This window comes from Kaistia geumhonensis (assembly GCF_030815145.1).
Classification (GTDB): domain Bacteria; phylum Pseudomonadota; class Alphaproteobacteria; order Rhizobiales; family Kaistiaceae; genus Kaistia; species Kaistia geumhonensis.
In genome coordinates, this window is record NZ_JAUSWJ010000001.1 from 2,597,815 (window position 1) to 2,621,058 (window position 23,244).

The following is a 23,244-nucleotide window of genomic DNA, read 5'->3' on the forward strand; positions in this document are numbered from 1 at the left end:
GCATGAACGCCATCGCATCCAGGCGCCAGAGCCATGGCGGCATCGCCGACCAGCTGCGCGATTTCGGGCCCGCCTTCGGCATGCTCGCCGTGCTGGTCATCTTCGCGATCATCAAGCCGAGCTTCGCCTCGCCGGCCAATATCGCCAATGTGCTGCACCAGTCGGTCGTGCTGGTGATCATGGCCTTCGGCCTCGGCATCGTGATGGCGATGCGCGGCGTCGATCTCTCGGTGGCGCAGATCGCCGATTGCGCCGGCCTGATCGCGGCGGTGCTCATGCTGCATCGCGAGCCGCTCTGGGTCGTGCTGCTCGTGCCGCTCGCCTTCGGCCTCGTCGTCGGCCTCGTCAACGGCCTGCTCGCCGCCTATGCCGGCATCCCGGCCATCATCGGCACGCTCGGCATGATGTTCGTCATCCGCTCGGGCGAACTGCTGATGACCAACGGCGCCGAACCGCAGATCCTGTTCACGCTGCCGCGCGGCTTCACCAAGCCGTTCTTCTTCATCGGCCAGGGCTGGATCGGTCCCGTCTCGACGCTGATCCTGCTCGGCCTCGCCGTGTTCCTGATCATGATCGTGGTGACGGGCTATACGAGCTTCGCCCGGCGCGCGCGGGCGGTGGGCGGCAATTTCCGCGCCGCCTATCTCGCCGGCGTCGACGTGCGCGGCGTGTTCGCCGGCGGCTTCGTCCTCTCCGGCGTGCTCGCCTCGATCGCCGGTGTCGCGCTGGTCTCGCGCACCTCGATCGCCATGCCGCGCGGCGCCGAGCCCTATCTCCTCGACGCCTTCGCCGCCGTCTATCTCGGAACGCTGCTGTCGCGGCGGGGCGAGATCACGATCGCCGGCACGCTGGTCGGCGCGCTGTTCATCACCTTTCTCGGCAACGGGCTGACCCTGCTCGGGCTCGGCGCGCCCTATCGCTATGCGCTCAACGGCGGCTTCATCCTGCTCGCTATGGCTGTCGGCGCTCTCAAGAAGAACCAGTAGGAGGAACCGCCATGAGCCTCGTCATCGACGCCCACAACCATCTCGGCGACCGGCCGGGCGCACGGCAGACCGGCGCCGAACTCGTCGCCAAGATCGACGCCGCCGGCGTCGACAAGGCGGTGGTCTTTCCCTTCGTCGAGGGCAATTTCACCAATGATTTCGTGCGCGACGCCTACCAGCAGTTCCCGGACCGGCTGATCCCCTATTGCGCCGTCAATCCGTGGGAACGCGACGCCGCCGCGATCGTGCGCACCTGCATTGCGGACTGGGGCTTCAAGGGACTGAAGCTGCATCCGACGATCAACGGCTATCATCTCGCCGATCCGGAGCTGGTCGATCCCCTGTTCAGGATCGCCGAGGAGCTCGATTTCCCGATCATCGTGCACGGCGCCAGCGACCTCTACAACAGCCCGCCGGAATTCGCGCTGATGGCGAAGCGCTTCCCGCGCGTCAGGCTGATGATGGCGCATATGGGCTTCTTCTGGTCGGTCGACCAGGCGATCGACTTCGCCGGCGAGTTCGAGAATCTCTATCTCGAGACGTCGCGGGCGCCGATCTTCGAGATCCAGACGGCGGTGAAGCGGATCGGCGCGCATAAGGTGATCTGGGGCACGGATTCGCCTTTCGTCGACTACGAGTTCGAGTTCCAGAAAATGGAGCGTGCGACACCCGACCGCTCCGGCTATGAGGCGATCGTCGGCGGCAACATCGCCCGCCTCCTCAAGCTCTGACTGTTTCGCCGGCATCGCGGAGACGGCATTTCGTGTCCACCACCATCGATCGGCCCGATCCACCCGGCGACCGCCGCCTCGATCTCGCGGCCCGCGCGGCCTGGCTGTACTATTTCAAGAGCCGCACGCAGGAGCAGATCGCCGTCGAGCTCAACATCTCGCGGCAGATCGTGCAGCGGCTGATCGCGCTCGCCAATTCCGAGCGGCTGATCCGCTTCCAGCTCATCCATCCGCTCGCCGAATGCATCGAGCTGTCGGACCGCCTCAAGGACCGCTTCGGGCTGATCTATTGCGACATCTGCCCCAACGAGCGCGGCAATACCGAGGACATCCCCTCGGTCGCCTCGCTCGCCACCTTCTATCTGGAGAACATCATCCAGCAGAAGGCGCCGCTGACCATCGGCATGGGCTCGGGCGGGGCGATGCGGGAGGTGTCCCGCCGCCTGCCGCCGATCGACCGGCCGCAGCATCACTGCGTCTCGCTGATGGGCAACCTCACCCGCGACGGCCGCGCGACGCATTACGACGTCGTGACCCGCCTCGCGGAACGGCTCAACGCGCAGTGCTATCCGCTGCCGGTGCCGGTCGTCACCAACACCGTCGAGGAGCGCGAGGTTCTCCAGGCGCAGCCCGGCTATGGCGTGCTGCGCGGCCTCGTCGAGGAAGCGACACTGCTCATCATGGGCATCGGCTTCTGGGGGCCGGAGGCGACGCTCTACCGCGACGGCTTCATCACGGCGGCCGAGACGGCCCAGGCCATGGAGGCGGGCGGCGTCGGCGAACTGCTCGGCTGCGCCATCTCCGCCGACGGGCACATCGTCGACGCGGCCTATCACGACCGCCTGACCTCGTTCATCCGCACCGGCCCGGCCGACCGGCCGACCACCATCGTCGCATCCGGTGTCTACCGCGCGCCTGCGATCCGCGCGGCGCTGAAGGGGCGGCTCGCCAACTCGCTCATCACCGACGAGAACACCGCCCGTCTCGTGCTCCAGATGGACTGAGGCGGGCTCATCTCGGGCCTCCCCACGTCAGAAGGAGGCGGGATATCGAGCGGCCTGAAAGGCAGAGTGTCCCGTCGATTTTCAGCAGCGGCGCAGCTTCGGCCGGACCAATATCTAGGGCGCCAGGCTGCGAAACCCGCAGATTGTCACTGCGCAGCCGGCGTGCTCGTGTCGCTCGGCAAAGCGGGTGTTTCGATGAAGGTGGAATCCGGGGACTCCTGGCTGCGAGTCGTCAAGGCGCCCGATGCCTTGACACTCCCGCAAGCCGGTCCGCCCTTCTTGCAGACATAGGTTGTGGATCCCAGAGTCCGGTCCTTCGTGACAGTTCCGCACGCCGTGCCGAGTTTACACGCGCTACCTGCGTCGCTCTCCGTATAGCTGGTTATCGCCAGGCTGCTTCCACACATAGATATGGAACAAATACAAAATACGGCCGCGCCAATAAATCCACGGATCATATCGCTCCTCCATTTATATTATGATTGGACATTCAAGACTATACTCTGTGATCCTGAATGCCAGCTGAATGGGCCGAGGCGCGAATGTCCTCCTATCCGGAGGCGTCCGGCGAGGCAGCGCGCTGCCAGCACATCCTAAGGCGCGGCGCCGGTCGCGTTCACGCGGCAGGAATAGACTGACGTGGTCGCCGTGATCATCAGCGTGTCGCGCGCTGCGCCGCCGAAAGTGAGGTTCGACGCACGCTCCGGCAGCAGGACCCGGCCGATCAGCGTCCCGTCGGGCAGATGGCAGCGGATGCCCTGGTCGTCGGCGAGCCAGAGGCGCCCCTCGGTATCGACGCGCAGCCCGTCGAAATGCCCGCCATCGGCATCGACCAGCACCTCGCCACCGCCCAGCGGACCATCGGTCGCGACCGTGAAGCGTCGGAGATGGTTGGGCCCGTCCGCCCGCTCGGTGCTGCCGGTGTCGACGATGTAGAGAAGGCGTTCGTCAGGCGAGAAGGCGAGGCCGTTCGGCATGACGAAGTCATGCGTCATCTGCCGAACCGTGCCGCTCGCCGGATCGAAGCGGTAGACGTGGCAGCCGCTGACCCCATCATCATCCCGCCGTGAGCGGTCGCGGCCATAGGACGGGTCGCTGAACCAGATCACGCCGTCCCGCGTCACCACGACATCGTTGGGCGAGTTGAACGGCCGCCCGTCGATGCGGTCGACGAGCGGGGTCATCGTGCCGTCCGGTTCGGTCCGCGCGATGCGGTGTGGCGTCTGCTCGCAGGTGACGAGCCGGCCCTGGCGATCGACCGTGTTGCCGTTGGGGCTCTGCGCCGGCGCGCGGAAGGTGGCGATGCGCCCGGTTGCCGGTTCAAAGGAGAGCATGCGATCGCCGGGGATGTCCGACCAGACGAGGAGGCCGCGATCCGGCAACCAGGCCGGCCCCTCCGTCCAGCGGCTGCCCGTCCAGATGCGCTCGACCGCCGCGCCCTCCACCATGCAGGCGGCGAAGCGCGGATCGACGATCTCGAAGGCGGGGCCGGCGAGCGGCCCCAGCGGCTTTCCCTCTACCAATTCGTCACCGAGCCGTCATGGCGCTTCAGATGCGGGGCTTCCCAGAACTTGAAGCTCTGCTTCTGGATCAGCGCCTCGTTGACCTCGACGCCGAGACCGGGCGCGTCCGAGACCGGATAGTGCGCGTTCTCGATGCGCGGCTGGACCGGGAAGAACTCGGAATTGTCGAAGCCGAGCTGCTCGGCCGTCGAGGTGCGCGTCTCCAGCCAGGAGAAGTTCGCCACCGCGGCCGCGAAATGCACCGTCGCCGCCGTGCAGACCGGCCCGAGCGGATTGTGCGGCATCATGTCGACGTAATGCGCCTCGCTCCAGCCGGCGACCTTCATCGATTCCGTGAGGCCGCCGACATTGCAGACATCGATGCGGTTGAACTGGTGGATGTCGCGTTCGATGTACGGCAGGAACTGCCATTTGGAGGCGAATTCCTCGCCGATCGCGAAGGGAATGTCGACCATCCGCCTGAGCGCCTCATAGGCTTCCGGCGTCTCGTCGCGGATCGGCTCCTCGAGGAAGTCGAGCGTGCCGGTCGGCATCTTCTGGCAGAAGCTCGCCGCCTCGGCGACCGACAGGCGGTGGTGATAGTCGACGCCGAGCACGACGTCCTCGCCCAGTTCCTCGCGGGCTCTGACGCACCATTTCGCCGTCGCGGCGATGTGCTCGCGCGGCTCGTAGGTGGTGGGATGGCCATGGCCGGACGGGGAGAGGCGCATGCAGTTCCAGCCCGCGGCGATCAGGGCCTTCGCCTGCTCGATCATCTCCTCGCCGGGCGGGGCCGAGGTCGAGGCGAAGGTCGGGATGCGGTCGCGATGCTTTCCGCCGAGCAGTTCGTAGACCGGCACGCCCAGCGCCTTGCCCTTGATGTCGTAGAGGGCGATGTCGATCGCCGAGATCGCCGCCTGCAGCACGCGGCCGCCCTCGAAATACTGGCTGCGATACATCTCCTGCCAGAGGCCGCCGATCCTGAACGGATCGCGGCCGATGAGGAACTCGCGATAGTGCTCGAGAGCGCCGACGACGGCCTTCTCGCGGCCCGAGAGCCCACTCTCGCCCCAGCCGAAAACGCCGTCGTCGGTCTCGATCTTGACGAGAAGCTGGTTGCGCGTGCCGACCCAGACGGGATAGGCGCGGATTTCCGTGATCTTCATGATGGTCCCGTCGGGTTGCTTCTCGGCCGTCAGCCGTTCTTGAGCGGGTTCAGCTTGCGCCATGCCTCATATTCGGGGCGCGCCTCGTCGGACAGCGGGTAATAGCGCTGCAGCGAGCCGCCCTGCAGCAGCATCGCCTTGGAGAAGTCCTCCCAGTCGTGATGCGTGCCGGCATGCTCCAGCACCTGCCAGCCGAGCGCCGCCGGCACCACGCAGGCGCCGTCGTCGTCGGCGACGATGATGTCGCCCGGCATCACCGTCACGCCGCCGCAGGCGATCGGCGTGTTGACGGCGAAGGGCATCAGCCTGGTTTGGGTGTGGAAGTTCGGCGTCACGCCGCGCAGCCAGTAGCCGAGATCGATCGTCTTGGCATGCGGGAAGTCGCGGATGCAGCCGTCGATCACGACGCCGGCACCGCCGCGGCCCTTGAAGTAGGTCAGCATCATCTCGCCGAAGATGCCCGAGCGCATGTCGCCGCGCGCATCGACGACGACGATGTCGCCGGGCTGCGTGTGATAGAGCACGTGCCGGTGCAGCTGCTTCTCCGGGTCGAGATATTCGCCGTCGCCGTAGAGGTCCTCGCGCTTCGGCATGAACTGCAGCGTCAGCGCCGGCCCGGCCACCGCGCGGCCCGGCGTCCAGGCGACCGGGCCCTCGATGAAGGTGTCGCGCACGCCCATGTGGTGCAGCGTGCTGCAGGCCGTCGCGCAGCCGAGCGCCTGCAGCTTCTCCACGAGTTCGCGGGGCGGGCGGACGATGTCCTTGGTCTCGATCATGGCTTCCTCCGGGGATTCGTGAGTCGGCTCACCAGTGCCAGATCGTGCCGTCCTCGAGACGGTTCACGGGCAGATAGGCGCGCTCGTAGGGGTATTTGGCGGCGAGCTCCTCGTCGATGTCGACGCCATGGCCTGGGGCCTCGCCGGGATGCAGATAGCCGCCGTCCTGCCGCCAGGCATGCGGGAACACCTCGTGCATCAGCGGCGTGTAGCCGGAGAATTCCTGGATGCCGAAATTGGGCACCCAGAGGTCGATATGCAAATTGGCGCCCATGGCGACCGGCGACACGTCCATCGGACCGTGGCAGGCGGTGCGGATATGGTAGACGGAGGCGAAGTCGAACATCCGCCTGAGGCCGGTGACGCCGCCGGCATGCACCGTCGTCGCGCGGATATAGTCGATCAGCTGCTCCTCCATGAGGAGCTTCGCGTCCCAGATCGTGTTGAACACCTCGCCGAGCGCGATCGGCGTCGTCGTGTGCTGGCGGATGAGGCGGTAGCCTTCCTGCAGCTCGGCCGGCACCGGGTCCTCCAGCCAGAACAGGCGGTAGGGCTCGAGATCCTTGCCGAGCCGCGCCGCCTCGATCGGGGTGAGGCGGTGATGCGTGTCGTGCAGCAGATGCGGCTCGTCGCCATAGGTGTCGCGCAGCTTCGCGAACAGCTTCGGGATGTGCACCATGTATTTGGAGGTCGACCAGACCTCCTCGTTCGGCAGCGTGTCGACCATGCCGCCGGTCCCCTGCACCGAGCCCTTGCCGGTGCCGTAGATCGCGGGGAGTCCTGGAATGCCGACCTGCGCGCGGATCGCGACATAGCCCTGGTCGCGCTTGGCGCCGACCGCCTCGACGCATTCCTCGATGGTCATGCCCTGCGCGTGGGAATAGACCATGACCTTCTCGCGCGAGGCGCCGCCGAGCAGCTGGTAGAGCGGCATGTTCGCCGCCTTGCCCTTGATGTCCCAGAGCGCCATGTCGACGGCCGAGATCGCCGCCATGGTGATCGGGCCGCGCCGCCAGTAGGCACCCCGATAGAGATATTGCCAGATGTCCTCGATCTGGGCCGAGTCGCGTCCGATCAGCAGCGGCGCGACATGGTCCTTCAGATAGCTGACGACCGCCAGCTCGCGGCCGTTCACCGTGCCGTCGCCGATGCCGTAGACGCCTTCGTCGGTGACGATCTTCACCGTGACGAAGTTACGCCCCGGCGAGCAGACGATGACTTTGACTTCCGTGATCTTCATGGAGGCGAAATCCTGGCGGGGCTATTCGGCGTCGTGGCGCCAGCCGAGCATCCGCTCGGCCTTGGCGGAGGAGAAGAAGCTGCGTCGGCCCGAAAGGTCGCCGCGGACGGGCACATCGGGGAAGAAGCGCGCTGCGAGCTCCAGCGTGGGCATGTCGAGCAGCGTGTCGGGCGCGGCGATGTAGAACACCTCGTGTCCGACAAAGGGCGCGTCGAGCGCCTGGATGCAGGCCCGCGCCGCGGCATTGGCGAGCGTATAGGCCCACAGATGCTTGGCGATGTCCGGACGCGCCTCGCCATAGACCGCGACGGCCTGCGCACGTTCCTCGACGACGAGATGGAAGCGCATCGAGGCGATGCGGATATCCTCGTAGCGGCGGGCGAAGGCGTCGGCCTGCTGCTCGCAGATCCATTTCGACAGGCTGTAGGGCTCCTCGCTGTAGTTCGCGTGGAGTTCGTCGACCGGGAAATAGTCGAAATGCGCCTCGCGGCTGAAGGAGAGGCCGATGGCGTTGACGCTTGACGCCTGCGCGATGCGGCGGATGCCGAGTTCGGCAGCGGCGGCGAGCGCGTTGTAGCTGCCGACGACATTGTTGTTGTGCACGACATGGCCGGGATGGCGACCGGGCGAGGGAATGGCCGCCATGTGGATCAGCGCGTCGCAGCCCGCGAAGGCCGCGACCAGGGCGTCGTAGTCGGCGACGTCGGCCTCGACGAAGCGGAGGCCTTCGTCGGTCGCCGGCTCGGCCGGCGCGACGCGATCGATGCTGACGACGCGGTGGCCGCGCTTCAGCGCCTCCGAAATGATGGCGCGGCCGATGCGGCCCGTGCCGCCGGTGACCGCGATGGTATGCGGCGTCGCTGCCGTGGTCATGCTCGCATCCTCCCCGGTCACGACGCGTAAACGGCCTGATGCAGGCCGCGGATATAGCCGATGGCGTAAAGCCGCCCGAAGGCCGAGTAGCCGGCATCGTCGTTGCTGTCGCCCTCGACCGTCGGAACATGGTCGGGCCGCAGGACGCCGTCGAAGCCGATGTCGCGATAGGCCTTCATGCAGGCGAGCATGTCGGTCTTGCCGGCGTCGTGCCACGTCTCCTCGAAGCTCGACGGCGTGCCGCGCACGTCGCGGAAATGCACGAAGAAGATCTTCTTGCCGAACTGGCGGATGACGGCCGGCAGGTCGTCGGTCATCAGCGTGAAATTGCCCTGGCAGAGCGTGATGCCGTTCATCGGGCTCGGATCGAGATCGATGAGGCGCTGGAAATTCTCGACGCTCCGCATGATGCGCCCGACGCCGCGGATGGGCGACAGCGGCGGATCGTCCGGATGCATCGCGAGCTTGACGCCCGCCTTCTCGGCGACCGGGAGCACCTTCTTCAGGAAATAGGCGAGGGTCTCCCAGAGCGTCTCCTCGCTGATCGTGCCGAACTCCGTCGGCTCGGGCGGGACGTCGGCGGCATTGAAGGCGGTGACGACCGAGCCGCCGCGCGAGGGCCTGGCGAGATCGGTGCGGACCCAGTTGAAATCGGTCATCCACTCGTAGCACCAGACCGGGATGCCGAGGGCGCCCATATGGGTGAGAAGGCGGCAGACGGTCTCGATCTCCTCGTCGCGGCCGGGCAGGCCGCGCTTCGCCTTGTTGAGCGGCGGCCGCGCCTCGATCACCACGAGCTTGAAGCCGGCCGCCTCGTAGCGCGCCTTCATGCGGGTCAGCGGGCCGAGGTCCCAGGGCTCCTCGCCCTCCAGAAGGTCGGCGGGCGGCAGGCCGCCGACGGCGAGGTCGACGCCGGCCTGGCGGGCGAGGCGCCAGACCGGCGTCGGGGTCGGGGCGATGAATTCGGCGATTTCGAGCATGGGTCAGGACTTCGGAAAGGAGGTCAGGACGTGGGGATTGGCCGGCCGGCCGGTGCCGGAAGGGTGGAACGAGAGGTCAGACGGGCAGCAGCTCGGAGAGACGTTCGGGCGGCATCTGCGGCTGGCTGTCATGCAGGAAGCAGGCGTCGGCATGCTTGTCGCCGAGGCGGAACAGCGGCGGCTCCTGCTTGCAGATGTCCATCGCCTTCGGGCAGCGCGGGCGGAAGCGGCAGCCTTCCGCGCTGCCGCCGATCTCGCGCGCCTTGATCGGCTGCGCGCCCCAGCGCTGGTCGAGATTGGGCCAGGGGATCGAGTCGACGAGGAGCTGCGTGTAGGGGTGCTGCGGGTCCTTGATCACCTGGTCCACGTCGCCCGCCTCCATCACCGAGCCGCGATAGAGCACGATGATCGACTTCGCGATGTGGAAGGCGGTGGTGAGGTCGTGGGTGATGTAGATGATCGAGACGCCGTGATCGCGCTGCAGGTTGCGCAGCGTCTCGAGGATCGTGGCGCGCAGCGAGGCGTCGACCATCGACACCGGCTCGTCGGCGATGAGCAGGCGCGGCTTCAGCAGCAGCGCGCGGGCGACGTTGATGCGCTGGCGCTGGCCGCCGGAGAGCTGGTGCGGAAAGCGGCCGAGAATGTCCTCGGGGCGGAGGCCGACCGCGGTCAGCGCCTCCTCCATCTTGCGCCGGGCCTCGGCCTTGCTGCCCGCCAGCTTGAAGTGGCGGATCGGCACCGAGAGCAGGTGGTCGACCGTATAGAACGGGTTGAACACCGCGAACGGGTCCTGGAACACTGCCTGCACCTCGCGGCGATAGGCGAGCTTGTCGGCGCCGTGCAGCTTCGCGACGTCCTTGCCGCGATAGATGATGCGGCCGGCGCTCTGGTGGATGAAGCCGAGCAGCAGCATGGCGAGCGTCGTCTTGCCGCTGCCGCTCTCGCCGGCGACCGTGAGGATCGTCGGCTCGTCCTCCTTCAGCGTCAGCGAGAAATCCTTGAGCGCGACGGTGGCGTGCGAACCGATGAGGCCGCGGGAATAGACCTTGGAGACGTTTTCGAGGCGCAGCAGATCGGCCATCTCAGGCGGCTCCGTCATAGAGGTGGCAGGTGACGCGCCGGCCACTCGCCAGCGTCAGCGATTCCGGACGCAGCGTCGAGCAGACGCCCATCGCCTTGTCGCAGCGCGGGTGGAAGGCGCAGCCGGAGGGAAGGCGCAGCAGCGACGGGGCGAGGCCGGGAATGCCCTGGAAGACGCCCTTGTTGTCGAGGCTCGGCAGGCTGGAGATCAACGCCTGCGAATAGGGGTGCTTCGGATCGGTGAACATCTCGCGCACCGTCGAGACCTCGACGAGGCGGCCGGCATACATCACGGCGACCTTGTCGACGAACTGCGCCATCAGGCCCATGTCGTGGCCGATGAGGATCACCGCCGCGTTGATGGCCTTCTGGACATTGTCGATCGTCTCCATGACCTGGCGCTGCGTCACCACGTCGAGCGCGCTGGTCGGCTCGTCGGCGATGATGACATAGGGGTCGAGCAGGATGCCGATCGCGATGCAGACGCGCTGCTTCATGCCGCCCGAAAGCTCGTGCGCATACATGCGGAAGACGCCGGCATCGAGATCGACCGATTGCAGCGCCCGCTTGCAGCGCGCCTCGACCGCCGCCTTCGGCTCCGAGGGAAGATGCGAGCGGACGGCGTCGACCATCTGCGCGCCGATGCGCATCACCGGGTTGAGCGAGTTCATCGCGCCCTGCGGGATATAGGCGATGCGCGAGAGCCGCGCCTTGCGCATCCCTTCGGCGTCGAGCGCCATCAGGTCGGCGCCGCCGACCACCACCGCGCCGCCCTCGATGCGGCCCGGCGGCTTGATCATGCGCATCATGGCGAGCGCCAGCGTGCTCTTGCCCGAGCCCGACTCGCCGACCATGCCGAGCTTCTCGCCGGCATTCAGCGTGAAGGATACGTCGTCGAGCGCCTTGGCGCGGCCGCTGTCGGTGTAATAGGTGACCTCGAGATTGCGGACGGTGAGAACCGGATCCGCGACGGCGCGGCGCGGCGTTGCGGCCGGCGCGTTTCGCACGAGCGTTGCTTCCATCTCCGTTACTCCGTCCTGCGCACGCGGGGATTGGCGAGCTCGTCGAGGCCCATATTGATGAGCGCGAGCGATCCGAGGATGAGGATCATCGCGATCGACGGGATGATCGGCCACCACCACCAGCCATTGAAGAAGGCGCCTTGCGACTGGGCCGCCCAGATGATGTTGCCGAGCAGCGGCTCGCGCAGCGGGCCGAGGCCGAGCACCGCCAGATAGAAGGCGGCGAACACCGCGGCGAAGACCTGCGCCACGAAGGCGGCGGCGATGAACGGCAGCAGATTGGGCAGGATCTCCTTGAAGATGATGCCCATGTCGCTGACGCCGGACAGCTTGGCGACGGAGACGAACTGCCGCTCCTTCATCGTCAGCACCTGCGAGCGGATGACGAGCGTCGGCCCCATCCAGGCGAGCAGCACCACGATGAAGGCCATGGTGAGGATGGTGACGTCGCGCTTGTCGAGCGAGCCGGCGATGACGACCTGGATGAGCAGCACCGGGATCGGCGTCAGCACCTGGCAGATCGTGCGGATCGTGGCGTCGGTCCAGGAGCCGAAATAGGCCGACATGAAGCCGAGCACGACGCCGATGAGCGTGCCGATGCCGCCGGCGAGGAGGCCGATGGCCGCCGTCTGCCACATGCCGACGACCATGGCGGCATAGAGGTCGCGGCCGAAGAAGTCGGTTCCGAACGGATATTTGAGGCTCGGCGGCTTCTTCGCGGCGACCGAGAGCGGATAGGCATGCTTCGGGTTGATCGTCAGAAGGCCGATCACCGTGAAGGCGACGAGGCAAAGGAGGATCAGGACGCCGATGGCCAGGCCCTTGTTGCGGCGCAGATAGCGCAGGAACAGGACCAGCTTGCCCGGTCTTTCGACCTTGGTCTCGGCGGCGGGGGGGGACAGCGCGACAGTCGACATGGCTCTCGCTCCTCAGGAATTGCGCACGCGCGGGTCGAGCAGCGGGTAGAGGAACTCCACCGCCGTCATGAGCACCGCCACCGCGATGGTGATGAAGAGGACGATCCCGTAGATCGTCGGGAAGTCGTTCGACCGGATCGCGAGATTGAGCATCGTGCCGATGCCGGGCAGGCCGAACAGGCCCTCGACGATGATGGCCGAGGTGACGACGCTGCCGAGCGCCAGCGCGAGGCCGGTGATCTGCGGCAGCATGGCGTTGCGCAGGTAGTAGTCACGGAAGATGCGCCCGCCGGTGAGGCCCTTGTGCTCGGCGAAGTTCACATAGTCCTCGCCCTGGATGGTGACGCCCATGCCGCGCATGGAGAGCACCCAGCCGCCGACCGAGCCGAGCACGAGCGCGAGCCCCGGCAGGATCTGGTGCTTCAGAAGGTCGAGGATGAAGCCGATCGAGAAGGTCGGCACGGTTCCGACCGAATAGGCGCCGCCGAGCGGCAGCAGCTTCCAGCGGAAGCCGACGAAGAACAGCAGGAGGATGCCCATGATGACGGGCGGAACGCCGGTCAGGAGAATGAAGGGCGTCGCGATGCCGCGCATCCAGCCGGGGGCGCGCGGCCAGGCCGCGACGGCGCCGAGCAGATTGCCGATCACGAAGGCGAGGATGGTGGTGACCAGCAGAAGGCCGATCGTCCAGGGCAGCGACTGCGCGATCAGCTCCGTCACCGTCGTCGGATAGCGATAGAGCGAATAGCCGAAGTCGAGCCGGAGGATATTGCCGAGATAGGTCCAGTATTGCTCGTAGAGCGGCCGGTCGAGACCGAACTGCTGCTGCATCGAGGCGATGATCTTCTCGAGATCGGCCGGCGAGAAGCCGCCGGTCCGGGCCAGTTCGCCGAACCGCTCGCGCAGCGCGTTGCGGCCCGAGAGGCGCGGGATGAAGAAAACGATCGTCGATGCGGCCCAGATGACCACGACGAGAAAGATGAGGCGCTTGGCCACGAGCTTGAGGTTCACGGGATCGGTCTCTCGCCTCGGTCCGCCTCGGGGGCGACCGGGATGCCTGCTGCCGGGAGGCGCGCGCCGAAGGGAGCGCGCGCCGTTTTGGCAAGGATGATCCATCCGGGGACGGGCCCGGGCGATGCTTCGCCCGCGCCCTGCCCCTTCGCCCTTACTGCGCGCCCGAAGGCTGCAGGCCGGTGATCACCAGGAGGCCGGTATGGGCCCAGAACGCGCCATTGGTACCGCCGGCGACGTTGGTGGCGCTCGGCCAGTTCTTCCAGTAGTGGTTGTTGTAGGGAATGCGGTGCAGCCACTGGATGACCGGCACGTCGATCGTGTCGCGCCAGTAGATGCCGAGAGCCTTCGCGGCGCCTTCCTGGAACTTCGGATCGCTGGAATCGAGCGGCGAGATCTCGTCGAGGATCGCGTCGAACTCGGGGTTCTTGTAGCGCGAGAAGCGGTTGTTGCCCGCCGCCGAGCCGATCGACTCGCTGTACTTGCCGTGGAACAGGTTCAGCGCCTCGAAGGGATCGTAAAGGCTCGCGCCGTGGCCGAAGAGATAGAGGCCGGGCTTGCCGTCGACCATGTTCTGGTAGGCGTCGGTGCCGAAGTTGACATTGGCGTCGAAGCCCGCCTGGCGCAGCATCTCGGCGAGAACCGGTCCGATGTCGCCATGGATCGACTCGAAGGCCTGGATCGTGGCGTCGAAGGTCTTGCCGTCCTTCTCCCACAGCTCGTCGCCGTTCTTCTTCCAGCCCGCGGCCTCCATGAGCTTGGCGCTCTCCTCGAGGTCGAACTTGCCCGGCTGGTACTTCTCCTGCTCGGCCTTCACGGCCGGGCTGTCGGCGAATTTCTGCAGGTTGGGATAGAGCGGGAAGGGATAGATCGTCGCGATGTCGGCGCCGTCATAGAGCACCTCGTTGATCCGGTCGCGGTCGATGGCGAGGCTGATCGCCTTGCGGATGTTCGGATCGTTGTAGGGCTCGAGCTGGGTGTTCATCCAGAGCGAGTTCGGCCACCAGTCGAGATAGCCATAGGGCGACTCGGTGCCCGTCCAGGACTGGACGTCCTTGTTCTGCTCCAGGATGTTGCCGATGACCTGGGCGCGCATGTCGACCGAGGAATCGAACTCGTTGTTCACGAGCCGCTGCGCCACGGTGTCGATGGGCTGGTTCAGGATGTTGGCGATGACGACGCGCTTGACCGCCGGCTCGGGCGAGCGGCCGGCCTTGACCGCCCACCAGTCGGGACGCAGGTCGAGGATCTTCTGGTTGGCGTTCCAGGCGACGACGCTGTAGGGGCCGGAATGCGGCATCTCGTCGAGGCCGACGGCCTTGGTCGGATCGGGCTGTGCCGCTTCCCAATGCTCCGGCACGATCGGCAGGCCGGTATCGAACTTCTCGGTCAGCACCTCGAACTTGAAGCGCGGCGCGGGCTGCTTGAACTTCACCTCCACCGTCTTGTCGTCCTTGGCGGTGACGCTGTCGACGAACTGCTGGAAATGCGCGTGATAGGGCAGCGTCTCGTACTTCATCTGCCCTTCGAAGGTGTAGACCACATCCTTCGCGGTGACCGGCTTGCCGTCGCTCCAGGCGGCGTCCTTGTTGAGCTTGATCTCGAGCGACGTGAAGTCGGGCGAGGTGTATTCCATGCTGTCCGCCAGCCACGGGACGAACTGGCCGCCATCCTTGAAGATGGAGAAATACATCAGCGGCTCGAACAGGAGGTTGTTGCCCTCCTGATGGGTATAGCCCGGCAGCACCCACGGATTGGTGGTGCCGATCGAGGTTCCGCCGGCCACGCCCCAGGCGAGGTTCAGCGTCTGGTTGCGCGGCACCGTGGGCAGCGTGCCCTTCGGAACGATTTCCTGCGCCGCCGGCAGGCCGGGGCTTTCGGCAAACGACGCGGCCGGCGCGATAAACGCCGCCGCCGCCAGCAGAACGCCGGCGAGAGCTTTCAATTTGACCATGTGACAGTTTCCTCCCTCGAGATAGTTCCTGGCGCAGAACCCTGTCTGCCCCGTCCCTGCGCGCCACCGGCGCGCCTGCCAGCTCCCTCTTCCAGCGTCGGATCCACACCTCTCGCCGATCGCCGCGACACCCCGATCCGGGGCGGCCGCCTGCGAGCCCGCGATCTTCCGTCCGGCCAGGACTCCTCTCCGCATGGGAAGCCGACACTCCCCGTTGCGATCCCGCGCCGTCCAGCATTCCGTCATCGACGAACTATCGACAACGTCTAACTTCCTCCGCTCCAACTATTGAAGCAGATTCAAGACATGAAATGGAAATGATCAGGCTCGAAAGGCCCGGTTATTTTTCCATCCTCCCGCAGCGATATTGACCTTCATCAGGCCATCCGCTTCTTGTATATTATTACTCCAAGCGTTACGGCACTTCGCCGTTTTGGTCAATCTTAAATGAGCCCTCCGAGACCCGCTCGGCGGCGAGCTTTTCCTGTCGCCGGCGCCCTTCCCAACATGGAGTCGAAGTCATGTCCCAACCGGCGATGCGCGTAGCCGTCGGCCAGTTTCACGAGCTCTCGGACGAGAAGCTGCGCTTCGCCGCGCAGATCGGCGTCTCGGGCATCCAGATGAACAATCCGACCCTCCCCGGCGACACCTTCTGGGAGGAAGCGGACATCCGCGCGCTCGTCGACAGGGTCGAGGCCGCCGGCCTCACCTTCGAGGCGATCGAGAACGTCCCGACGCATTTCTACAACAAGGCCATGCTCGGCCTGCCGGGCCGCGACGAGCAGATCGAGAATTACTGCCGCACGGTCGTGAATGTCGGCCGCGCCGGCGTGCCGGTCCTCGGCCTGCATTTCATGCCGAATTCCGTCTGGCGCACCGAGCGCCGCGCGCCCGGCCGAGGCGGCGCCCGCAACACGCGCTTCGAGATGGCGAAGGTCGAGGGCGCGACGAAGGCCGAGTGGCGCTCCTTCATGCCGACGACGCTCGGCCGCGCCGATTCCATGCCTCTCTTCGAGGAGGAGGACGGCATCATCACCGCCGAGATGATGTGGGCCAACTACTGCTACTTCATGGACGCGGTGCTGCCGGTGGCGGAGGAGGCGGGCGTGAAGATCGCGCTGCATCCCGACGATCCGCCGGTGCCGATGCTGGGCGGCGTCGCACGCATCTTCAAGGCGCCGACCGATTTCAGGCGCGCCTATGAGCGCTATTCCACCAGCGCGGCCTGGGGCCTCGACCTGTGCCTCGGCTGCTGCTCCGAGATGCCGGGCGGCGCCGACAATGTCCGCGAGATGATCACCTTCTTCGCGCCGAAGGGCCGCATCTTCTATGTCCATTTCCGTGACGTGCAGGGCACGGTGCCGGACTTCGTCGAGTGCTTCATCGGCGAAGGCAATTTCGACCCCGGCGAAGCCATGCTGCTGCTGAAGCAGAACGGCTTCACCGGCTTCCTGCTCGACGACCATGTCCCGCAGATGGACGACGACACGCCCTGGAACCATCGCGGCCGCGCGCATGCGATCGGGTACATGCAGGGCCTCCTCAGCATGGCCGAACGCGCGGCGTGACCGGGGCGCGGCCTTCTTCTCAGTCGAAGAAGGCCGCATCTTCGTCACGCAGATATTTCCGTGCCGCTTCCGCATTGATGTCGAGTCCGAGGCCTGGCGCTTCGAAGAGGTCGATCATGCTGTCCGTGACGATGCGCTCGGGCAGCCCCTCGATGATCTCGTGCCACCAGGGGTCCGACGCGCTCGGATATTCGAAGGCGATGTAGTTGGCCGGCAGCGTCGCGCAGACATTGACGAGCGCGCCGAGGCCGAGCAGGCCGTTGGCCGTGCCGTGCGGCGCCATCAGGATCGAATGAAGCTGCGCGTGCTCGGCGACCCATTTCAGCTCGGCGATGCCGCCGATGTCGGCCGGATCGGGACCGACGACGTTCACCGCCTGCGTCTCGATCAGCTCCTTGAAGTTGTTGCGCAGATAGATCTGCTCGCCGGTATGGATCGGCGTCGAGGTCGAGGTCGTCAGCTCGCGGTAGATCTGCGGGTTGACCCAGGGCGTGTAGTCGCCCGTCAGCATGTCCTCGAGCCACATGAGATGGTATTTCTCGACCGCGCGGGCGAAACGGATGGCGTCGGGAAGCATCCAGCCGGGCCCGCAGTCGAGCGCGAGGCTGACGCGGTCGCCGAGTACCTCCTTCATCGCCGCCACGCAGTCGAGCATGTGGTTGAAGCCGCGCTCGCTGATGAGGCCGGTATCCATGGCGCCGTGGAAGACGCTGTCCTGCGGGATGCCGTAGTGGAAGTCGGGCACGTCGCGCTTCATGGAGGAATGGAAGCTGATGCCCTGCTTCACCATGAAGAAGTTCTCGGGCAGCTCCATCATCCACTTGCATTCGGCGGCATAGTCCTCCGGACGCGTGCCGCTCATCGGACGCCGCAGCGAGCCGTTGTAGACACGGACCCTGTCGCGCACCTTGCCGCCGAGCAGCTTGTAGACCGGGACATTGGCCGCCTTGCCGGCGATGTCCCACAGCGCGTGCTCGATGGCGCTGACCGCCGCGCCATAGGGCTTGAAGCTGCCGCGCTGGCGGATCTTCAGCATGCAGCGCTCGACGTCGGTCGGGTCCTCGCCGATCAGCACGTCGCGGAACTGCAGCACGAAGGGCTTCAGATAGGTCTTGGTGAACTCGACCTCGCCGAGCCCGTAGAGGCCCTCGTCGGTCACGATGCGGACGATCGGGTGACGGCCGATGACGGCGCATCGCAAGTCGGTGATCTTCATGGGACTGTTTCCTCGATGACGATGCGTGTGGCGCTCAGTCGTCTTCGTGGCCGCGGAAGTCGGCACCGACGCGCAGGTCGTTCCACTCGGAGGTGTCGAGGAAATAGGTGTCCTTCTTGCGCAGGTTCTCGCGGATGACCTCCTCGTTGAGGTCGATGCCGAGGCCGGGCGCATCCGGCACCGTGACATAGCCGTCGGCCATGTAGTCGGCGTCGAGCCCCTTCACGAGATCCCGGAAGAAGGGCAGGTCCAGCCCGTGATGCTCGACCGCCACGAGGCTCGCGATCGAGGCGCCGAGATGGACATTGGCCATGAAGCCGACCGGCGAGCAGCAGGCATGCAGCGCCGTCGGGATGCCGTAGCGCTCGGCATGGTCGGCGATGCGCTTGGTCTCCGAAAGCCCGCCCGAGGACAGCATGTCCGGATGGATGATGTCGAAGGCGCGCGTCTCGATCGCCTCGCGGAAGCCCTCGAAGAGATAGAGGTCCTCGCCGGCCGCGACCGGCGTCAGCAGCGCGTCGGCGACCTTCTTGTGGCCGGCGATGTCGCGCCACGGCATCACGTCCTCGATCCAGGCGAGGTTGTAGGGCTCCAGCGCCTTGCCGATGCGGATCGCCTCGTCGGCGGTGACATAGCCCTCGCCGAAGTGATCGGTACAGAGCGAGACCTCGTCGCCGACGGCCGCGCGCACGGCGGCGGTGATCTCGGCGGCGAGCGCCACGCCGCGCTCGCTGATGCGCGCGCCGGGACCGCGGCCGGGAACATACCACTGGTTGTACTGGTGGTATTCGTATTTGGTCGGCGAGCCGATCAGCGCCCCCGGCGTCTTGTCGAACAGGCGCGGCGGCAGGTCGAACTTGATGAAGGTGAGGCCCATCGCGCGGCGGCGCATCACGACCTCGACATAGCCTTCCGGCGTCTGGTTGCGCGGCGCCGGCGTGTCGCCGTAGAGGCGGACCTTGTCGCGATACTTGCCGCCGAGCAGCTGGTAGCAGGGGATGCCGTAGACCTTGCCGACGAGATCCATCAGCGCGATCTCGATGGCGCAGACGCCGCCGGCCTCGCGGCTGTCGCCGCCATAACGCTTGATCGACTTGAAGAGGTAGTCGACGTTGCACGGGTTCTGGCCGATCAGGAGATGCTTGAGCCGCAGCGCCGTGTCGGGATGGGCTCCGTCGCGCACCTCGCCGAGGCCGTAGATGCCCTGGTTGGTGTCGATCCGCAGGATCGGGTAGTAGCCATGCCCGACGATGGTCGCGACGCGGATATCGGTGATCCTGAGCTTCGAGGGCTCCGACATCCTCCGCACCGAGTTCTCGATGCTGTCGGTGAGCTCAAGGGGTTCGGCGGCGATCGTCACGACATGTCCTCCCAGACCGTCAGTTTCTTTGAGGGGGTGAGTGAGGCGGTTAATCCGCCCTGTTGTTGTGATGGGTGCGGCGCACGGCGCGCATCTGTTCGATGATGTGCCGGCCGGACCCTTCGACATGGCGGGCGATCACCGCCGCGGCGGCTTCGGCGTCATGGGCCTTGATGGCGTCGAGCGCCTCGCGATGCTCGCGCAGGACGGCGGCCTGGCGGCCGAGCGAGGTCGGCAGGCGGCGGCTGATCGCGCCGAGGATCTCGCGATGCTTCCACCACAGGTCGACCGCGTGCCGGTTGTAGTGGCGGTCGTACATCGTGCGGTGAAACTGCGTGTCGAGCTGTCCGTGCCGCACCGGGTCGGCAAAGTTCAGCGCGACGATCTCGGCCTGCGTCGCCTCCAGCACGGCGATGTCGTCGTCGGTGGCGATGCCGACGAAGAAGCGGGTCAGCGCCGGCTCGAGCAGGACCTCGATCTCGCAGATGTCGCGGATGAAGTTCTCGTCGATCGGCCGCACGCGGGCGCCGCGATTGGGCGTCATCACGACGAAGCCCTCGCCGCGCAGCTGCTGCAGCGCCTCGCGGACGGGATTGGTCGACGTTCCGTGACGCTCGGCGAGATCGGCGACGATCAGGCGGGCATTGGCCGGGATGCGGCCCGAGACGATGTCCTCGCGGATCGCCTCATAGACCGAGGCCTCACGCTCCGGCGCCCCTAGCGCCGGCAGTCCAAGGCTCGCGGCAATGCTCACCGACTGACCCTCGACACGCCCGACCGTCCCCCTTGCTGCATCTGCGCTGTTGCAGCGCAGCACGCAATCTGACCGAAATCGTGTACGATTCATCGCGCTTTCGACACGGAATGTCCAGTCTCAAACATTGGGCAGCGGACCGCACCACACGTCCGCCTGACCATTTCCTGACCAGACAACGCATTATTTTGCCGGCTCCGTTTCTCGCAGGCGCGTGCCATGGCGCGCCTCGCGTCGCAGGACAATCTCGCGGCGGTGCTGGGGCGCACCGCCGCGAGAGGGCCGGACGGCCGTGGAGGAAAGGAGACGGCGGCCGACCCCGCGCGGGCATCAGCCCGCGACGACGATCCGCGTGAAGGCGCGGGCGGCGACGGGAACGCGTACCCGGCCGGTATCGACCGCGAATTCCTCGACGGTGTCGCCGGCGAGCGTCGTCCGGAGGGCGCGAGCCACGGTGACGGCGCCCGAGCCGATCGTGACGTCGATCGGGCGGTCCTCCGGGTTCACCAGCACGAGCGCGACGCCGTCCGCGTCGGCCTCGATCTCGGCCAGCAGCACCGGTCCGGCCTCGATCTGAAGCAGGCTTCCCGTCTCGGCCGTCACCGGACCGCGGCCGGCATAGACATGCGCGGCGAGTGGTTGCGCATGGCCGAGCGCGTCGCGGATCGCCTCGCCGACCGGACGGGCTTCATGCGGGATGAGCGTGAAGCGGAAGGTGAGGCGCCCGGCCTGATCGGCCTGGAAATTGGTCGACCAGTAATTGTTGGTCAGCCAGGCGACGAGGGCCGGCGCCGCGCGGTCGACGCCGCCGTCGGGTTCCTTCCAGCGGCCGAAGGTGAAGCCGCCGACCTGCCAGAGCGGCGCGTCGGGCGTCGCCACGGTGAGTTCGGCCGCCCCGTCTGCAATGCGGATATAGCGCTGCGTCGTGATGTAGTGCCGGCTGGCGAAGGGCAGCTGCTCCTCGTCGAGGCGGACGTTGGCGCCCGCCGTCTCGTAGTCGCAGTGCCAGCCCGCGCCGAGCATCGCCGGCAGCGGCAGATAGATGGCGTGCGGCGCGGCCTCCGCCTGCTTCTCGAGGATGGCATCGACATGCAGCGCCGCCTCGTCGCCGACGAGGCGCCAGACGACCGTGACGCGGTCGCCGCTCGCGAAGGTGAAGCCCTGCCGGATCTCGGCGCGTCCGGCGGCCGTGATCGCCTCGGCCTTGCCGGCGACGCCCGCGGTCTCGCGCTCGGCCACCCAGTCCGTGTGCCAGGAACGGTTCCAGTCGGCGGTGTCGAGATCGACCCGGTCGAAGATCGCCTCGCGATTGCCCGCCGCCGGCTTTTCGAGGACGGGGACGCCGAAGCGCATGCCGTCCGCCTTGCCGACATATTCCCTGCCGCCGAGCTTCAGCGAGGCGAGCCCGCCCGAGGGATCGATCTCGGCGGTGATGCGGCCGTTGGAGAGCGTCGTGCCCGACGCCTTCGGCGAGGCGGCGACCCGCACATCCCCGGCCGGGATGCTGACATAGGAGAGTGCCGGCAGGTCGAACGGCTCGGTCCAGATCGCCCGGTCATCCGGCAGGTCGGAGAGGATCACGTCCTGGCGCTGGATGCGGTGCGAGCTCGGGCCATGCGGAACGATCGATTCGAGGCCGAATCCGCCCTGCGGTTCGGGCGCCCCGGCGACCGGCGGCAGATAGGGCAGTTTCACCGACTGGCGCAGCGGGAAGGTATGCGGATTGTAGACGAGGAGGCGCGGCTCCTCGCCGCCGGCGACCCCGGAAAGCGCCTCGAGGCCATCGCGACGCAACATGCGGGCGATGCTCGCCCCCTCCGGCGCCAGCGCCAGCTTGAGGAGAAGCTGCGTGCGCGTCTCGGGCGAGAAGGGCTGGTTGATCGAGCGGTCGGCGCCCCAGGTGTGCTCGGCATAGAGTCCGAGCGCGCGGCGGGCATTGTCGAACAGCGCCGCCTGCCGGCCGGGCTTTCCGGCTCCGCTCGCGGCCTCCCTGCCCCCATTGGGCCAGGCGGCGAGGCCCTGGGCCATGTCGAGATCGCGCTGGCCGGCCATGGATTGCGTCGTCTCGTGGGCGGTGCTGCCGGCACCGAAATTCCACCAGTCGGTCCAGTCGCCGCGCATCACGGGCAGCGTCTCCTCCGGCTCGGCGCGGAAGCGGTCGAAGACCTCGGACAGCGTCGCGAAGCGCAGCCGCACCTTGGGATTGGTGGCGTTGAATCGGCGGATGAAGTCCGGCAGCGCGGGCTGCGGCGAGCCGTTGTCGTGATAGCGGACATTGGTGATCTGCATCATCAGGAAGGGATGCGGATAGCCGAGGTCCTCGAAGCCCTTGGTGAAGGCCGGCACGCGGGTCTGCGCGTCCTCGAAATCGACGGGCACGCGCAGCAGGCGGTCGGAGGTCACGCCATAGATGAAGCCGTTGTAGGCCAGGATCTCGCGGCCCGACGGCGACTGCCAGCGGAAGGCGCGCGGCCAGGGCCTCAGCGCATGGCCGAAATGCTCGTTGATCGCCATCGAGAGGCCGGTGATGCCGTGGTCGAGCAGCGCGTCGACCATGCCCCAGGGCGTGCCGTTGACGTCGGTGTTCATGGCCGAGCGGACCGGAATGCCGAGCTCGCGGAAGAAGGCGACCGGCTTCAGCATGTCGCGCAGCATCGCGTGGTCCATGAGCGGCGTCATGTGCCAGCGCATGCCCGCGACCTCGAACTGGCCGCGCTTCACGGCGGCGAGGAAGCGGTCGCGATCATGGCCGGTGGCGCTGTTCCACCAGTCGAGCGTCACGCCGGTGACCTCGCAGGTCCAGCGGAAGCGCGACTCGTCGTCATAATCCGCCGTCGCCTCGGCGATATCGAGCGCCTCGTCGATGAAGCGGCGATGCAGCTCCATCACCACGGGCTGGGGATGCGTGTAGCCGATATCGGTGTGGGAGTGATGGACGAACAGGATTTCGCGGATCATGGGAGAGGCTTTCCTGAAGGTGGCATTCGGATGGTGTCGATGGCGGCCGGCTGCTGCGTCCGGCCCTTCGCCTCTCCCGGGGGGAGAGCACGAGGCGCCGATGGTTCGGCGGTGAGGGTTGCGGCCCGTCCGCAGAGGGTGAACCC

At 66.8% G+C, this 23,244-nt stretch carries 19 protein-coding genes; 4 read left to right on the plus strand and 15 right to left on the minus strand.

What is annotated here, in order from left to right:
* Positions 1-2 precede the first annotated feature (2 nt).
* From QO015_RS12340 to QO015_RS12350, 3 genes are read left to right on the plus strand one after another with little or no spacing between them, the layout of a single operon-like run.
* Entirely contained in the window at positions 3-986 is a 984-nt protein-coding gene (locus QO015_RS12340; protein WP_266279097.1) for an ABC transporter permease, read from the plus strand.
* Positions 987-997: 11 nt separating this feature from the next.
* Positions 998-1,717, plus strand: coding sequence for an amidohydrolase family protein (locus QO015_RS12345; RefSeq protein ID WP_266279096.1), 720 nt, complete (start codon positions 998-1,000; stop codon positions 1,715-1,717).
* A gap of 32 nt (positions 1,718-1,749) precedes the next feature.
* Entirely contained in the window at positions 1,750-2,721 is a 972-nt protein-coding gene (locus tag QO015_RS12350) for a sugar-binding transcriptional regulator (RefSeq protein WP_266279095.1), read from the plus strand.
* Between the two features lie 593 nt (positions 2,722-3,314).
* Here the strand turns inward: QO015_RS12350 and QO015_RS12355 are convergent.
* From QO015_RS12355 to QO015_RS12405, 11 genes are all read right to left on the minus strand, one after another.
* Positions 3,315-4,169, minus strand: coding sequence for an SMP-30/gluconolactonase/LRE family protein (locus QO015_RS12355; RefSeq protein ID WP_266282357.1), 855 nt, complete (start codon positions 4,167-4,169; stop codon positions 3,315-3,317).
* A 68-nt stretch (positions 4,170-4,237) separates the two neighbouring features.
* Positions 4,238-5,389, minus strand: coding sequence for a mandelate racemase/muconate lactonizing enzyme family protein (locus QO015_RS12360; RefSeq protein WP_266279094.1), 1,152 nt, complete (start codon positions 5,387-5,389; stop codon positions 4,238-4,240).
* Between the two features lie 29 nt (positions 5,390-5,418).
* On the minus strand, positions 5,419-6,165 hold the full coding sequence (locus tag QO015_RS12365; RefSeq protein WP_266279093.1) for a ribonuclease activity regulator RraA: 747 nt from the start codon (positions 6,163-6,165) through the stop codon (positions 5,419-5,421).
* Positions 6,166-6,193: 28 nt separating this feature from the next.
* Positions 6,194-7,405 (minus strand): D-mannonate dehydratase ManD, encoded by a 1,212-nt coding sequence (manD, locus tag QO015_RS12370; RefSeq protein ID WP_266279092.1) that lies wholly within the window; start codon positions 7,403-7,405, stop codon positions 6,194-6,196.
* 21 nt (positions 7,406-7,426) lie between these two features.
* Complete coding sequence (locus QO015_RS12375; protein WP_266279091.1) at positions 7,427-8,278, minus strand: NAD-dependent epimerase/dehydratase family protein; 852 nt, start codon at positions 8,276-8,278, stop codon at positions 7,427-7,429.
* Between the two features lie 17 nt (positions 8,279-8,295).
* Positions 8,296-9,258, minus strand: a complete 963-nt coding sequence (locus QO015_RS12380) for a mannonate dehydratase (protein ID WP_266279090.1) — start codon at positions 9,256-9,258, stop codon at positions 8,296-8,298.
* A 76-nt stretch (positions 9,259-9,334) separates the two neighbouring features.
* Positions 9,335-10,339 carry an ABC transporter ATP-binding protein gene (locus tag QO015_RS12385; RefSeq protein ID WP_266279088.1) on the minus strand — a complete coding sequence of 335 codons (1,005 nt, stop codon included), beginning with the start codon at positions 10,337-10,339 and terminating at the stop codon, positions 9,335-9,337.
* 1 nt (position 10,340) lies between these two features.
* A complete protein-coding gene (locus QO015_RS12390) occupies positions 10,341-11,360 on the minus strand; it encodes an ABC transporter ATP-binding protein (protein WP_266279087.1) in 1,020 nt (339 codons plus the stop codon).
* A gap of 5 nt (positions 11,361-11,365) precedes the next feature.
* Positions 11,366-12,277, minus strand: coding sequence for an ABC transporter permease (locus QO015_RS12395; protein ID WP_266279086.1), 912 nt, complete (start codon positions 12,275-12,277; stop codon positions 11,366-11,368).
* Between the two features lie 12 nt (positions 12,278-12,289).
* The gene (locus tag QO015_RS12400; RefSeq protein WP_266279085.1) at positions 12,290-13,288 is read right to left on the minus strand and encodes an ABC transporter permease; all 999 of its coding nucleotides are present in this window, start codon (positions 13,286-13,288) and stop codon (positions 12,290-12,292) included.
* 154 nt (positions 13,289-13,442) lie between these two features.
* Entirely contained in the window at positions 13,443-15,242 is a 1,800-nt protein-coding gene (locus QO015_RS12405) for an ABC transporter substrate-binding protein (protein WP_266279083.1), read from the minus strand.
* A 521-nt stretch (positions 15,243-15,763) separates the two neighbouring features.
* Between QO015_RS12405 and QO015_RS12410 the strand changes: the two genes are divergently transcribed.
* Positions 15,764-16,810: a mannonate dehydratase gene (locus QO015_RS12410; RefSeq protein ID WP_266279082.1), complete on the plus strand. Its 1,047-nt coding sequence runs from the start codon at positions 15,764-15,766 to the stop codon at positions 16,808-16,810.
* A gap of 19 nt (positions 16,811-16,829) precedes the next feature.
* Here the strand turns inward: QO015_RS12410 and QO015_RS12415 are convergent, their stop codons facing one another.
* From QO015_RS12415 to QO015_RS12430, 4 genes are all read right to left on the minus strand, one after another.
* Complete coding sequence (locus tag QO015_RS12415) at positions 16,830-18,026, minus strand: mandelate racemase/muconate lactonizing enzyme family protein (protein ID WP_266279081.1); 1,197 nt, start codon at positions 18,024-18,026, stop codon at positions 16,830-16,832.
* Between the two features lie 34 nt (positions 18,027-18,060).
* Complete coding sequence (locus QO015_RS12420; protein ID WP_266279080.1) at positions 18,061-19,386, minus strand: mandelate racemase/muconate lactonizing enzyme family protein; 1,326 nt, start codon at positions 19,384-19,386, stop codon at positions 18,061-18,063.
* Positions 19,387-19,435: 49 nt separating this feature from the next.
* Positions 19,436-20,140 carry a GntR family transcriptional regulator gene (locus tag QO015_RS12425; protein ID WP_266279079.1) on the minus strand — a complete coding sequence of 235 codons (705 nt, stop codon included), beginning with the start codon at positions 20,138-20,140 and terminating at the stop codon, positions 19,436-19,438.
* 330 nt (positions 20,141-20,470) lie between these two features.
* Positions 20,471-23,098 carry a glycoside hydrolase family 38 N-terminal domain-containing protein gene (locus tag QO015_RS12430; RefSeq protein WP_266279078.1) on the minus strand — a complete coding sequence of 876 codons (2,628 nt, stop codon included), beginning with the start codon at positions 23,096-23,098 and terminating at the stop codon, positions 20,471-20,473.
* Between the last annotated feature and the right edge of the window lie 146 nt (positions 23,099-23,244).

Bases quoted from the DNA above. Each gene is read 5' to 3' on its own strand.
- QO015_RS12360 (WP_266279094.1), bottom strand. From the start codon at position 5,389: ATGAAGATCACGGAAATCCGCGCCTATCCCGTCTGGGTCGGCACGCGC.
- QO015_RS12405 (WP_266279083.1), bottom strand. From the start codon at position 15,242: ATGGTCAAATTGAAAGCTCTCGCCGGCGTTCTGCTGGCGGCGGCGGCG.
- QO015_RS12430 (WP_266279078.1), bottom strand. From the start codon at position 23,098: ATGATCCGCGAAATCCTGTTCGTCCATCACTCCCACACCGATATCGGC.
- QO015_RS12415 (WP_266279081.1), bottom strand. From the start codon at position 18,026: ATGAAGATCACCGACTTGCGATGCGCCGTCATCGGCCGTCACCCGATC.
- QO015_RS12345 (WP_266279096.1), top strand. From the start codon at position 998: ATGAGCCTCGTCATCGACGCCCACAACCATCTCGGCGACCGGCCGGGC.
- QO015_RS12375 (WP_266279091.1), bottom strand. From the start codon at position 8,278: ATGACCACGGCAGCGACGCCGCATACCATCGCGGTCACCGGCGGCACG.
- QO015_RS12390 (WP_266279087.1), bottom strand. From the start codon at position 11,360: ATGGAAGCAACGCTCGTGCGAAACGCGCCGGCCGCAACGCCGCGCCGC.
- QO015_RS12355 (WP_266282357.1), bottom strand. From the start codon at position 4,169: ATGGTGGAGGGCGCGGCGGTCGAGCGCATCTGGACGGGCAGCCGCTGG.
- QO015_RS12395 (WP_266279086.1), bottom strand. From the start codon at position 12,277: ATGTCGACTGTCGCGCTGTCCCCCCCCGCCGCCGAGACCAAGGTCGAA.
- manD (WP_266279092.1), bottom strand. From the start codon at position 7,405: ATGAAGATCACGGAAGTCAAAGTCATCGTCTGCTCGCCGGGGCGTAAC.
- QO015_RS12385 (WP_266279088.1), bottom strand. From the start codon at position 10,339: ATGGCCGATCTGCTGCGCCTCGAAAACGTCTCCAAGGTCTATTCCCGC.
- QO015_RS12380 (WP_266279090.1), bottom strand. From the start codon at position 9,258: ATGCTCGAAATCGCCGAATTCATCGCCCCGACCCCGACGCCGGTCTGG.
- QO015_RS12365 (WP_266279093.1), bottom strand. From the start codon at position 6,165: ATGATCGAGACCAAGGACATCGTCCGCCCGCCCCGCGAACTCGTGGAG.
- QO015_RS12410 (WP_266279082.1), top strand. From the start codon at position 15,764: ATGTCCCAACCGGCGATGCGCGTAGCCGTCGGCCAGTTTCACGAGCTC.
- QO015_RS12340 (WP_266279097.1), top strand. From the start codon at position 3: ATGAACGCCATCGCATCCAGGCGCCAGAGCCATGGCGGCATCGCCGAC.